Source organism: Nocardia suismassiliense (assembly GCF_900269665.1).
Classification (GTDB): Bacteria; Actinomycetota; Actinomycetes; order Mycobacteriales; family Mycobacteriaceae; genus Nocardia; species Nocardia suismassiliense.
Map to the genome: position 1 here is coordinate 7,599,954 of NZ_LT985361.1, position 12,418 is coordinate 7,612,371.

General features: G+C 66.8%; 9 protein-coding genes and 1 pseudogene. 4 read left to right on the forward strand and 6 right to left on the reverse strand.

Annotated features, from left to right (window positions below; all coding sequences use genetic code 11):
• The first annotated feature begins 31 nt into the window (after positions 1-31).
• Positions 32-976 carry a lipase family alpha/beta hydrolase gene (locus DBO33_RS33940; RefSeq protein ID WP_159080658.1) on the forward strand — a complete coding sequence of 315 codons (945 nt, stop codon included), beginning with the start codon at positions 32-34 and terminating at the stop codon, positions 974-976.
• 68 nt (positions 977-1,044) lie between these two features.
• Here DBO33_RS33940 and DBO33_RS43675 read toward each other — a convergent pair whose 3' ends face one another.
• The gene (locus DBO33_RS43675) at positions 1,045-2,076 is read right to left on the reverse strand and encodes a CAP domain-containing protein (RefSeq protein WP_199856834.1); all 1,032 of its coding nucleotides are present in this window, start codon (positions 2,074-2,076) and stop codon (positions 1,045-1,047) included.
• Positions 2,077-2,135: 59 nt separating this feature from the next.
• Positions 2,136-3,062 (reverse strand): hypothetical protein, encoded by a 927-nt coding sequence (locus DBO33_RS33950; protein WP_159080659.1) that lies wholly within the window; start codon positions 3,060-3,062, stop codon positions 2,136-2,138.
• An 851-nt stretch (positions 3,063-3,913) separates the two neighbouring features.
• Here DBO33_RS33950 and DBO33_RS33955 point away from each other — a divergent pair.
• Positions 3,914-4,894, forward strand: coding sequence for a LysR family transcriptional regulator (locus DBO33_RS33955; protein WP_107658685.1), 981 nt, complete (start codon positions 3,914-3,916; stop codon positions 4,892-4,894).
• Positions 4,895-5,017: 123 nt separating this feature from the next.
• Here the strand turns inward: DBO33_RS33955 and DBO33_RS33960 are convergent, their stop codons facing one another.
• The 4 genes and pseudogenes from DBO33_RS33960 to DBO33_RS33975 all read right to left on the reverse strand — a co-directional run.
• Positions 5,018-5,734, reverse strand: coding sequence for a hypothetical protein (locus DBO33_RS33960; protein ID WP_107658686.1), 717 nt, complete (start codon positions 5,732-5,734; stop codon positions 5,018-5,020).
• A 291-nt stretch (positions 5,735-6,025) separates the two neighbouring features.
• Positions 6,026-6,274, reverse strand: a complete 249-nt coding sequence (locus tag DBO33_RS33965) for a phosphopantetheine-binding protein (protein ID WP_107658687.1) — start codon at positions 6,272-6,274, stop codon at positions 6,026-6,028.
• Positions 6,275-6,302: 28 nt separating this feature from the next.
• Positions 6,303-6,950, reverse strand: coding sequence for an isochorismatase family protein (locus DBO33_RS33970; protein ID WP_107658688.1), 648 nt, complete (start codon positions 6,948-6,950; stop codon positions 6,303-6,305).
• Positions 6,951-7,005: 55 nt separating this feature from the next.
• Positions 7,006-7,791 (reverse strand): annotated as a pseudogene (locus DBO33_RS33975) (SDR family NAD(P)-dependent oxidoreductase); the annotation flags it as partial.
• Positions 7,792-7,952: 161 nt separating this feature from the next.
• Between DBO33_RS33975 and DBO33_RS33980 the strand changes: the two are divergent.
• Together DBO33_RS33980 and DBO33_RS33985 are read left to right on the forward strand one after the other, a co-directional pair.
• Positions 7,953-9,503 carry a (2,3-dihydroxybenzoyl)adenylate synthase gene (locus tag DBO33_RS33980; protein WP_234391440.1) on the forward strand — a complete coding sequence of 517 codons (1,551 nt, stop codon included), beginning with the start codon at positions 7,953-7,955 and terminating at the stop codon, positions 9,501-9,503.
• 190 nt (positions 9,504-9,693) lie between these two features.
• Positions 9,694-12,336: an ATP-binding protein gene (locus DBO33_RS33985; RefSeq protein ID WP_159080661.1), complete on the forward strand. Its 2,643-nt coding sequence runs from the start codon at positions 9,694-9,696 to the stop codon at positions 12,334-12,336.
• Positions 12,337-12,418 lie beyond the last annotated feature (82 nt).

Genomic DNA, 12,418 nt, shown 5'->3' on the forward strand with positions numbered 1-12,418 from the left:
CCAGGTCATGCGCCGTAATCCGATTGTCTCGATGACTATTGCCGCGATTGCCGCCGGGGTGGTGGCCGCACCCGCCGCCGCCGGCGAGCCGAACGGTCCGGCCGGGTCGCGACCGCCGTACCCCGTCTCCTACCTGTTCAGCGACGCGGTAGACGCCGAGATGGACCACCCCGGCGCCCCGCCGGTCGGCGCCAACGACTGGAGCTGCAAACCCACTGCGCTGCATCCTAATCCGATTGTGCTGGTGCACGGCGGGCCGGAGACGGTGCGCCTGGATTGGGGTGCGCTCGCGCCGTTGCTGGCGAACAACGGCTACTGCGTCTACGCCCTGAGCTACGGCGCGCTCCCGGGAATGCCCGGGCCGCTCGGCGCGCTCGGCGGGCTGCTGCCGATCGAGCAGAGCGCACAGCAGTTGCGCGACTTCATCATCAAGGTGCGGGCGGCGACTGGCGCGCAGAGCGTCGATATCGTCGCGCACTCGGAAGGCAGCCTGGTCACCGACTACTACGCCAAGTTCCTCGGCGGCGCGAACAAGATCGACCGCTTCATCTCGATCGGGCCGGGCTGGAACGGCACCAGCTCGCTCGGGTTCGGCGCCCTGTTCACCGCACTGGCCGCCCGGCTGCGGCTGACGCCCGCACTCACTGCCGTCGTGGACCCGGTCTGTGCCGCCTGCTTGCAGATTCAGACCGGCTCGGACTTCCTACGCAAGCTCGCCAGCGCGGGCAGCACGGTGCCCGGCGTCACCTACACCAACATCGTCACCGAGCACGATGAGTTCGTGGTGCCGTACTCCAGCGGAATCGTGCAGGGGCCGAACGTTTCCAACCACGTCGTCCAGGATTACTGCACCGGCGACTTGACCGACCATCTGCTGCTGCCCTACGACAAGGTGGTCGCTCAGCTCGTATTGAACGCGCTGGACCCGGACAACACCGCCCACCCGACCTGCACCACCACCCCGCCCAACAGCTGAGCGCGCACGAACAAAAAAGTGCCGCCGGACTCCTCGTCGAGTCCGGCGGCACCGCTGGGGGTGGGGGGTTACCAGGCGCCCTTACCTACGAGCTTTCCGAAGATCTCGTCGAAGCCGTTGCTCCACGGGTCCCAGGTCGCATTGTTCGCCGGCTTGTCGAAGCCGTTGCTCCAGGGATCCCAGGAGGACTCGCCGGTATTGGCCTCGGCGTTAGCCCACGGGTCCCATGACGAATCACCCCAGGGGTTCCAGGACGCTTCGCCACTATCCGGCGTGGTCTCGGAGCCGTCGCCCCACGGGTCCCAAGACGAATTGTCACCATTGTCCGAATTATTGTCGGAGCCGTCGCCCCACGGATCCCAGGACGAATTGTCGCCATTGTCCGAACCGTCACCCCAGGGATTCCACTGATCGCAGGGCGGATTACCGTCGCCGCCGGAAGGGGTATCGGGCTTGTCCCCGCCGGGTGTATCCCCGCCGCCGGGCTTGTCCCCACCGCCGGGCTTATCCCCGCCCGGCTTATCGCCCCCGCCGGGCTTATCCCCGCCCGGCTTATCGCCCCCGCCGGGCTTGTCCCCGCCCGGCTTACCCGGCTTGTCCCCACCGGCCGGCTTCTCGTCCGGCGATCCGTTCGAAGTGCCGAAGTTCTGCGTCCAGTAGGGCGTGCCGTTGCCACTCTTGGCATAGCCGACGCCTATATCCCGCAGGCCGCAGTTGAGGATATTGGCCCGGTGGCCCGCACTGTTCATCCACGCGTTGACCACCTCGGTCGCGCTGCGCTGACCGGCGGCGATGTTCTCCGCCCAGGTCTGCGCTCGATAACCGGTCGCCCTGATCCGATCCCCCGGATCGCCTTTCGACGAGTTGTGATCCATGAAGCCGCCCGCGGCCATATCCTCCGAATGGCCTTGCGCTGCTTGGGTAAGACGGCTTTCAACTTTGAGAGCGGGACAACCCGCTTTGGCACGTTCATTATTGGTCAGACTGACCACCGCGTCGGCGGGCGCCTGCGATTCGGGCGCCGCCTGTGCGGCGGGTGCTCCGGCAACGGCGCAGAAAGCGACCGCAGAGAAGCCGACAGCGGTGGAAAAAGACAGCATTGTAGCGGGGGAGAAACGCACAATTTCCTTCGAGAGTTGTCGAACTTTTAGAACAAATATCAGCCGACCGGGCTCGGCTCGAGCGCGAGCGGTTTCCAGTCGGCATCGGCGTCGGCAGCGTCGACGACGTCGGCGTAATCAGCGACGCTTGTGTCGTCGCCGTCTTCGGTGTAACCGGTGTCATCACCGTCGTCCGCGTAACCGGCGGCGTCAGGCTCCTCGGAGTAATCGGTGATCTCCGGGTCGTCGGCGTAACCGGCGGCATCGGCGTCATCAGTGGCTTCGGCCGTCTCGGCGTCCCCGGAATCTCCTGCCGCGCCGGAGTAGATGCCGACGCTGGTCTCATCGGAGCCGTCGCCGGCATCGGGGTCGCCGGTCTCCTCGGTGTCGCCCCCGGCATCAGAGTTGTCGACGACATCGGAGTCGGCGTCGGCATCCTCGGCGTAATCGGCGGCAGGCGCGGCAGGCGCGGGCGCCGCGTGCCGCCCCTTCGGGCTCGGCGGATTGGCACTGGTGATCAACTGGATCAACCCTTTCGCCAGCACCGGCCCGACCTCCTTGGCCAGCGCCTCCAGCACGGTGCGCAGCGGCGCGGGCAATGCCGCACTGCCCGTGGCGAGCGAGTCCACGAGGGTGCCCAGCGGCGACCCGTCACCCTTCGGCGCGGGTCCCGGCTTCGCGGTGCCGCCCGGCTTGGGCGCCGGACGCTCGCTGCGCGGCGCCGGTCGTTCGGCCCGGACGGGCGCGGCGACGTTCGGTCGTGCGTGCTGCTGATAGGCCGCGGGCACCACCGCCGGGGACACCACCTGCTTCGGCGGGGCGATCCATACGTCGTCACCCGCGCCCGAGGTGGAGTTCGTCCCCTCCGCGATGGCCTGCCCGGCGCCGCCCTGGGTCGAGACCGCCAGGCCGATCAGTGTCGCCGTCGAGAGCACCGCCAGTCGCGCGGGAACGACATTATTTCGCGGCGCGCTGTGCTTCCCCATCAGATGCCTTCCTTCGAAATGCTGGATCGCTGGCGAAGCCGACAGCCCACCGCTGGGTACGACCTGATCCGAACTGCCGGTCGGGAGCCGTTCGACCGCCGCTCTGCGGTCATCTACGCGGTACTGCGGGCTGTCGGCTTCCATTTCGGAGCGTAGAACTCGGCGGGTGTGACCAACAAGCAGAACGGACATTCTTACATCGAATCAAGGGCCGATTAACAGTCGCACCGATGCCCGATCACAGCCATATCACAGGAACTGCCTTTGCAGATCACCACCGGATCACAGCACGGCTCGCAGCAACCCCGTTCGACGCCTACTGTCGAATCATCGAGACGCTCCGACCGGGTGTCGATAACTGCCCCCAGCAGGGCATTGTTAGGCGGGCTAATATCCGTTGAGATTTTCCTTGAATCAGCACCTAACCAAGGCCATTCGTGGTCAAAATGGTTCCGTGACGCGCATCCTGCGAGCCCGAAGGAAGGTCGTACGCCATCAGTTGCAGACGGAACGTTCGTCCGCAATCGACCCAGGTCGGGGCGTGGCCGAGTCATGCAATTGAAGCAACAATGTGATCTGGGTTACACGGAGGTTTAGCTTGGCGTAACGTTTGACGTAGCAGTCGTCGCAGTAGATACTGCTTGCACACAAGTCGGCGCAACACCTCGATGGCAGCCATTCCGGCTTCGCCACAATTCGCGGATGAACGCACAGTTAACGAAAGATGTGATGTGATTGCCGGTCCATGTCGACCGGCGCGTGCCATGACTCGGTGACGGAATGCCACTTAATTTTCAGTGATGGACCGAAGGTGCTGCGGATGAGCCGACGGCTCGATACAAAGGTTGCCGATGTCTGATTACCCCTTGCTTACTTCCAATACGATCACGCTCCGACAGTTCGATTACTTTGTGAACGCAGTGCAGCTGGGTTCACTGTCCGCCGCCGCGCGGCGGTTCGGAATAACTCCCTCGGCGATGTCGCAACAGATCGACGCGCTGGAGACCTCGCTCGGCCGGAAGGTGTTCGATCCCCGGTCGCGCCGGTCGAGGCTCACCAAGTTCGGCAGAGAGTTCTTCGCCCAGGCCTCCGATGTCGTCGAGTCCGCCCGGCAGGCCATGGCCATGGGGCAGACGTTCGGCGACGGCGTGATGACGGTCGGCACGACGCCGACGATCGCCCAGAAGCTGCTGCCACCGTTGATCTATCGGATGCGCCACGAACGAAATATCGACAGCATCGAGGTCAGGGCGTTCACCGACCTGCGCGAGCTGAACGCGACGCTCGAAGAGGGCGCCCTGGATCTCGCCGTGGGACCGCTGGAGCAGACCAGCTCGCGGGTCGTGCACTGCTTCGGCGAGGAAGAACTCGTCGTCGTCTGCCATCCCAGTCAGCGCAGCAGTTTCGACGGCTCGTGGAAACAACTGGTCGAGGCGCCGTGGATTCGGTGCGGTGCGAACTCCGATCTCACCGATACGGTGTCGCGCGAGGCTGGCCGGGCGGGCGTGCATGTGCGATTCGCCGTCCGCGCCCCCGATGTGACCACCGCACTGAGCCTGGTGGAACACGGCGTCGGCGTCGCGCTGGTGCCGAAGATGGCACTGCACGGATCGGCCCGGCTGCTGTCCATCATTCGGCTGTCCCGTCCGATTCGCCGGGAATTGACGGTGCACGCGCGCGACAAGTCGATGCATGTGGAGAAGTTCCTCGAGGTCATCAGCGACTCGGAACTCGTCCGGAAGTTCGGCGCGGCGGGACTGTTGGAGATCCGGCGCCCGGAACCCGAAGTGTCGCACCGCACTCCGGTGCCGGTCGGCCCGCTGCCTTCGTAATAACCAGCCGCACTCCTGTTTCCGGCAACAGCACGACATCCGTTGCGCGAAGGCACTACCCGGAGAACAAGTCAGGCCCCGCCGAAGCGGGGCCTGACCTATATATGTGGAGCTGAGCCGAGACTACTTGGCCGGAGCCGGCGGGTTGAACGGCTGGTTGATCGTGGTGAAGTACTGGATCACCGCGCCGATCGCCACCGGAGCGGTGATGAAGATCTGGCCCGCGATCGTGCCGAGCGCGCCCATGGCGGCCGCACCGGCGAGGCAACCCGCGGCGATACCACCGAGGAACGGACCGAACAGGCCGACGATGGTGCCACCGATCACGGCACCGCCGACGACGCCGCCGAGGACACAGCCGACGGCCGCGCCGCCGAGGCCGCCGACCAGGGTCGCGATGCTGGCGCCGAGGCTGATGGTGGCCGTCATCCGGCTCCAGGCCGCCTGCTCACGGTCGTACTCGGTCTTCCAGGGGGCCTTGTCCTCGAAGGGCAGGGCGACCGGGGTGTAAACGGCCTTGCCCATGTCCAGCTGCGGGGTCAGCTTCGCGGTGCGGCCGGAGATGTCCGCGGCGATCGGGAAGGTGAAGTCGTCGAGCCGGAACTGCAGCGGGGTGCCCGCGACGACGTTGCCGTTGGCGGCCTTGATCTTCAGCGCGCCGTCCTCGACGACGAGCGAGCCCGCGTCCAGGGAGACGATCGCCTGGGTGTCGGTGGTCTCGGCGGTGAAATTGATCGGCGCGTCGACTTCCGCCGCCGGTGCCGCGTTGACCGTGCCGGCCGTGACGCCTAGCGCGGCGATCAGCAGCGAGGCCGTCGCGGCAAAGTTCCTCATCAACATTCTTAGTTCCTTCTCAGGTGTGGTCGGGATGCGTTGAGCTTAGGTTAGGCAGACCTAAACCTGTCAACAGGTACGTTTTTCGCTGTCCGCTGCAGCCCTGGTCGCATGGCGGACGGAGGACCGTGAGTGTGTTACGCGCCACCCCGCAGGCAGATGAGCCGTGTGGTCCGATCGCACGAACCCGGCATGACGCAACTGGGGAAACGCGCCCAGTCGGGGCAGCAGTCCGTCACTTCGACAGTGTGGAACCGATCCCCGCGATGTCGACGAGCGAACCCGCCGGCTCGTCGGTTATGACTGATCCGCGGGCACGAGAACCTCGAGCCAGGCGCTCAGCACCGGCTCGGCCGCCAGAGTCGCGAAGTCCGCCTGTTCCGCGCCACCGGAACGCCACTTCTCGACCAGCGACATCAATCGCACCGAATCCAAGCCCGCGTCGGTCAGATCCGCGTCTTCGGGCACCTCGTGTGGCGCCACACCCAACGCGGCCGCGACATCGGCGATCACGTCCTCGCGGCCGAAGGTAACCGGCTCGCTCATATTTCTCCTCGAGATTTCCAGCGCCTGATCAGGCCGCATTCGATTGCCGCAGCGCGAATTCCAGCGCGTCGGTGGTGGTCACCGCGCCACAGCGGCGCGCGACATAGTTCATGGCCATCACGTGCTCGTCGCGCCCGAAGTCCGCGGTCGCGTCCAGCACCACGAACGGCTTGATGTCGTTCATGAACGCGTCCGCGGCGCTGAGCATGCAGCCCATGTGCGCGTACACGCCGGTGATGACGAGCTGATCGCGGTTGTAGTGATTGAGCAACTCGCGCAGGTCGGTCCGCTGGAAGGCGGAGTAGCGCCACTTGGTGACCTGGATATCGGCCGGGCCGGGCGCCAGTTGGTCGATGATCTCGGCGGACGGGCCGTTACTCAGTCCGCTACCCCAGAAATCCGCGAGAATGCCACGGCGCGAGGGATGCTGGTCGCCGGGCTGCATGGTGTAGATCACCGGAACGCCTGCGGCGTTGCACTGCTCGCGCAGGCGCGCGATGTTCGCGGTGACGGTCGCGATCGGGTCGAGGTCGGGCTGGTAGGCGTCGATGAAGTAGCGCTGCATATCGTGGATCAGCAGCGCGGACCTCGACGGATCCAGCGACCACGGCACCTGATTCGCCTCGACGTCCTCGCGCGCCGGAATCGAATACGGCGCTATCGGCGGGATGGCCAACGGGCATTCTCCTGTTCGATGATGGGGACGCCCACCCGTCGAAGGTGGCGCCGCCGTCGACGCGCAGGTCGTGCATGGTGATGTGCCGGGCACCGGGGGTTGTCAGGAAGTAGATGCTCTCGGCGACGTCCTCGGGCTGTGCCACCCGGCGCAGCGGGATGCCGAGACGGAAGTTCGCCGGGTCACCCGCCAGGACGTGATCGCGGGCAGCGGCGGACAATTCGGCCGCGTCCTCGGTCCACATGCCGCGCAGCATGGGCGTATCGGTGGAGCCCGGTGACACCACGTTCACCCGGACACCCGCGGCGGCCACCTCCAGGCCGAGCGCCATGGCGAAGGCCGTCGCCGCCGCCTTGGACGCCCCGTAGGCGGCCATGCCGACCCGAGGGGTCGTCGCCGCGTTCGAGGTGACGACCACGATCGAGCCGCCGCCGTTCGCCGCGAGCACCGCGGCGGCCCGCCGGGTGACATTCATCGTCCCGGTGGCGTTCACCGCCAGGCACCGATCCCATTGCGCGCCGGTCAATTCCGACACCGCACCGGTTTCCAGGACGCCCGCCGCATGTACCACGGCGTCGATCGGGCCGATACGATCCATAGCGGCCGCGAAGGCGCGGTCGACGGAGTCGGCGTCGGTCACATCGACCTGTTCCGCATGGGTGATGCTCGCCGTCCTGGTCGCGCGGATCGCACCGGCGGTGTCGTGCACCGCCGGATCCTGGTCCCACAGCACCACCGGCGCCGCCGACCTGGCCGCGAAGATCTCCGCCGCCGCCCGGCCGATACCACCGGCGGCGCCGGTGACTATCACACCGCTGGCGGCTTTACTCTTCCTAGACATATGCTTAGCCTAACCTTAATTTTCCACGGAAGTAAATCATCGACGTTTCGGCTAGAAGGAGCTCGACAGTGCCGTCTCAATCCGACCTAACCCCTTGGCCGGCAACCGAAGCCACGCAATACCGCGAGCTGGGGTACTGGACCGGCGAGACCTTCGGCGACATGCTCAGCTCTCGCGCAGGCACAACGCCGAACGCGATCGCCGTGGTAGACGACCGGAATCGCTGGACCTACGCCGAGCTCGAGCAGCGCGCCACATCGCTGGCGTCCGGTTTCCTCGAACTCGGCATCCGGCCTGGTGATCGAGTGCTGGTCCAGCTACCCAACATCGCCGAATTCGTCGAAGTGATCTTCGGACTCTTCTACGCGGGTGCGCTGCCGGTGTTCTGCCTGCCCGCGCACCGGCAGTCCGAGCTGGTCCCGATCGCGCAGGCCAGCGGCGCGGTGGCGATGGTCACCTGTCATCACCACCAGAGGTTCAATCACGCCACCCTCGCCGCGATCCTGCGGGACCACGCCCCCGCCCTGCGGCACGTGATCGTTGTCCCGGACAACGACGGAACCGCGCTGCCCGGCGGCATCCGCGCCCTGGACGACCTGCGGGCCGCCCCGCGCGACCTGCGGACGGTCGACGCCTCCGATATCGCGTTCCTGCAGCTGTCCGGCGGCAGCACCGGAACACCGAAACTCATTCCGCGCACGCACGACGACTACCTCTACAGCGTGCGCCGCAGCGCCGAGCTCTGCCTGCTCGACAGCACCAGCGTCTACCTCGCGGCCTTGCCGGTGGCGCACAACTTCCCGATGAGTTCGCCGGGAATTCTGGGTGCGCTGTACGCGGGCGGCACCGTGGCGCTGGCCATCGACCCCTCCCCCACCACCGCGTTCCAAGCGATCGAACGGTTCGGGGTCACCATCAGCGGACTGGTCCCGCCGCTCGCTCGGCTCTGGGTCGAACGCGCGGAAGCCAGTAGCAAGTACGACATTTCGAGCCTGCGGGTGCTGCTCGTCGGTGGCGCCCGCTGCCCGGACGAGCTGGCCCGGCGCATCGGCCCCGCCCTCGGCGCCACTCTGCAGCAGGTGTTCGGCATGGCCGAGGGCCTGGTCTGCTACACCCGGCTCGACGACCCGGAAGAAGTGGTGCTCTCGACCCAGGGCCGCCCGATGTCCGAGCACGATCAGGTCGCGGTGGTCGACGAAGCGGGGAACCCGGTACCGCCCGGCACCGACGGACTGCTGATCACCAAGGGGCCGTACACGATTCGCGGCTACTACCGTAATCCCGAGGCCAACGCGTCGTCGTTCACCGAGGACGGCTGGTACCGCACCGGCGATGTCGTCAACCTGCGTGCGGACGGCAATCTGGTGGTCAAGGGCAGGCTCGGCGACCGCGTGAACCGCGGCGGCGAGAAGATCTCGGCCGAGGAGATCGAGGCGCATCTGCTGGATCATCCGTTGATTCGCGACGCCATCGTCGTCTCGGTGCCCGACGAGCGGCTCGGCGAGCGCAGCTGTGTGTTCGTACTGGCCGCCGACCCGGCGACGCCGCCCGCACTGGGCCAGATCCGCCAGTTCGTGCGGGAGCGCGGCGTGGCCACCTGGAAGATTCCCGATCTGCTCCAGGTGGTGGACAGCTTCCCGGAGACCGGCGTGGGCAAGATCAGCCGCCGCTCCCTACGCGCAGCGCTCGCCATGCAGGCGACCGCAACCTGACCCGGGCCGATCGCGTCAGGAGCTGCTGTCGCTATGTCGAGCTCAGGCGCTATCGGGGAGCGGAGGTGGGCGAGCTCGAATCCACAAGCAACGGATGATGCCCTTATCGTGTGTTGTTGTGTGCGGTGAGACGAGCGAGACCGGTCGGAACGGGGGTGGCGGCGAAGACCCTTCGCCCCGAGCGCTCTTCGTGACCAGGTTCGCCGAACTCTGGGAGGCCGCAGGCAATCCCACGCTGACGCGAGTCGCGGCCGCGACCGAGGAACGCAGGAAGGCCGCCGGCACACCGGCACAGAGCCATCGGTCGTTGATGCAGCGCATCAGCGATTGGCGGACCGGGCGCAACGTGCCCTCCCGCTTCGAATCGCTGGATCCGGTGCTGGTGACACTGATTTCGCTGGCCCGGCAAGCATCCGGTCCCGTGCCCGCACCCTTGTCGAACCGGTCGGCCTGGCGGCATTTGTGGAAGGCGGCCAGCACCCAGCCGGTGCGCCCCACGTTGCTGACCTCGCTGCGACGGGATGTGCCCACCTTCGTCGGGCGTGACGTCGAGGTGCAGCGGATCCTGGATGCGGCAGCACCGGGCCGGGTGGTCGCCATCCATACCGTCGACGGCATGCCCGGCGTCGGGAAAACCACCTTGGTCACCCATGCGGCGCACCTGCTGTCGGACTCGTTCCCCGACGGCAGGTTCTTCGTCGAACTGAACACCCATACCCCCGGACAGCAGCCGGCGGATCCGGCCGAGGTGCTGGCCACCCTGCTCACCGGCCTCGGCATCGCCCCCAGCCACATTCCCGACACCCTCGACGCACGCCGTGACCTGTGGCGCGACCGCGTCGCCGCCAAGCGAGTTCTGCTGATCCTCGACGACGCCCGCGACCACAACCAAATCGAACCACTGCTCCCCACCGGACCCGACTGCCTCACCTTGATCACCAGCCGCCGCAGGCTCGTCGCCCTCGACAGCGCCGTCCCATTGCCGCTGGACACCCTCGACCCCGACCAGGCACAAGACCTGTTCTGCCAACTGGCGCAACGCAACCCACAGGGCGACGACATCGCGGCAGCCGCCGAGATCGTCCGACTATGTGGGTACTTGCCACTGGCGATCGTGCTACTGGCCGGCCGAACCGCTCACCATCCGGTGTGGACGCTCACCGGACTGGCCGAACAGTTCCGCGCCGCCCAGGACCGGCTAGGGGAACTCGACGCCGGCCAACGCGCGGTGCGTGCCGCCTTCACCGCTTCCTACGAGAACCTGCCACCCGGCAGGCAGCAACTGTTCCGCACGCTGGGACTGCACCCGGGCACCGAATTCGACGCCTACGCCGTCGCCGCGCTGAACGACATACCGCTCGCCGAGGCCCGCACCGAACTCGATGCGCTGTACACCGACCACCTCGTCGAGGAGACCACCCCCGGCCGGTACTGCTTGCACGACCTGGTGCGCGAATACGCGCGCGCCCTCGCCGCGTCGTCCGGCGACGGCACCGCGCCGGTGCAACGATTGCTGGACTACTACCTGAGCACCGCCACAGCAGCCGACCAATGGCTCACCCGCAAACCTCGCCCCACCGACGACCACCACACCCCCACCAAGACCGGTGCCCTGGTGCGGGAATTCGGCAACGAGATGCATGCGCTGGCGTGGCTCCGGATGGAGCGAACCACCCTATTCGCTTGCCTCGAATACACCGCCGACCGCGATCCTGCACGGATGGTCGGGCTGACCGAGGTGCTGGCGGAATTTCTGGAGCGCGAAGGGCCTTGGTCATCGGCTCTTCGCTGGCACGAGCGCGCCGCTACGGCCGCGGACCGTCTCGGCGACCGCCTCGGCCGAGCCAACGCCCTCACCAACCTCGCCACCGTGCAATGGCAGACCGGCAACTACGACCACGACGCCGACCTGCTCCAGCAACTGCTGACCCTGTACCGGGAGAACGGCCACCGTCTCGGCGAAGCCACAACGCTGCGCAACCTCGGCATGGTGCAGTGGCAGGCCGGAAACTACGACCGGGCTGCCGACCTACTTCGGCAGTCCTTGATCCGGTACCGGGACACCGGTTATCTCCTCGGCGAAGCCAGAACACTGGCCGGCCTGGGCGGTGTGTGCCGAGACAACGGCGACTACGAGCAGGCCGCGCACCTGTTCCACCAAGTTCTGTCCCTGTACCGGGAGAACGGTCATCGCTTCGGCGAAGCCAGCGCCCTCGGTTTCCTCGGCACCGTGCGCCGGTACACCAGGGACTACAACCAGGCTGCCGACTTGCTGCTGCGCGCCGTGACGCTGTTCCGGGAGCTCGGCGATCGCCTCGGCGAAGCCAGAGCCCTCAGCTGCCTCGGCAAGGTGCGCCGGGACACCGGGGATTACGGGCAAGCCACCGACTTCTCCCGACAGGCCCTGACCTTGTTCCAGGAGACCGGCCACCGCATCGGGGAAGCCGACGCACTCGTCAACCTCAGTGCCGTATGCCGGGAAACCGGTAACCACGAGCAGGCCACCGACCTCTCCCGGCAAGCCCTGGCCCTGTTACGGGAGACAGGCTATCGCGTCCAGGAAGTCGAGGCATTGAACAACACCGCGAAGGCGCTGTTGGCGGCCGGCGAGCCGGTTGAGGCCTTGACGATGTTCACCCACGCGCGGCGCGTAGCCCGCGACATCGGCAGCCGAATCCAACAGGCCAGCGCCATGGAAGGCACCGCCCGCTGCCGCGCCGCCCTCGGCGACACCGCTACCGCCGGCCTGCGCCCCGCCATCGACAGCTACCGCCGCCTCGATACCTCCGATCGTCCTACTGGGCGATTACTGCCGGACGAGGTAACACGCTAGGGTAGGCAAACCTAATTGCTTGAGGGAAACCCCTGTGCCTGCCCGGCGAAACCTTCTCCGGCGGCCCTGCTACAGCTCGGAA

Coding starts and splice junctions, on each gene's coding strand:
- DBO33_RS33940 (WP_159080658.1), top strand. CDS start 32: ATGACTATTGCCGCGATTGCCGCCGGGGTGGTGGCCGCACCCGCCGCC.
- DBO33_RS43675 (WP_199856834.1), bottom strand. CDS start 2,076: ATGCTGTCTTTTTCCACCGCTGTCGGCTTCTCTGCGGTCGCTTTCTGC.
- DBO33_RS33950 (WP_159080659.1), bottom strand. CDS start 3,062: ATGGGGAAGCACAGCGCGCCGCGAAATAATGTCGTTCCCGCGCGACTG.
- DBO33_RS33955 (WP_107658685.1), top strand. CDS start 3,914: ATGTCTGATTACCCCTTGCTTACTTCCAATACGATCACGCTCCGACAG.
- DBO33_RS33960 (WP_107658686.1), bottom strand. CDS start 5,734: ATGTTGATGAGGAACTTTGCCGCGACGGCCTCGCTGCTGATCGCCGCG.
- DBO33_RS33965 (WP_107658687.1), bottom strand. CDS start 6,274: ATGAGCGAGCCGGTTACCTTCGGCCGCGAGGACGTGATCGCCGATGTC.
- DBO33_RS33980 (WP_234391440.1), top strand. CDS start 7,953: ATGCTCAGCTCTCGCGCAGGCACAACGCCGAACGCGATCGCCGTGGTA.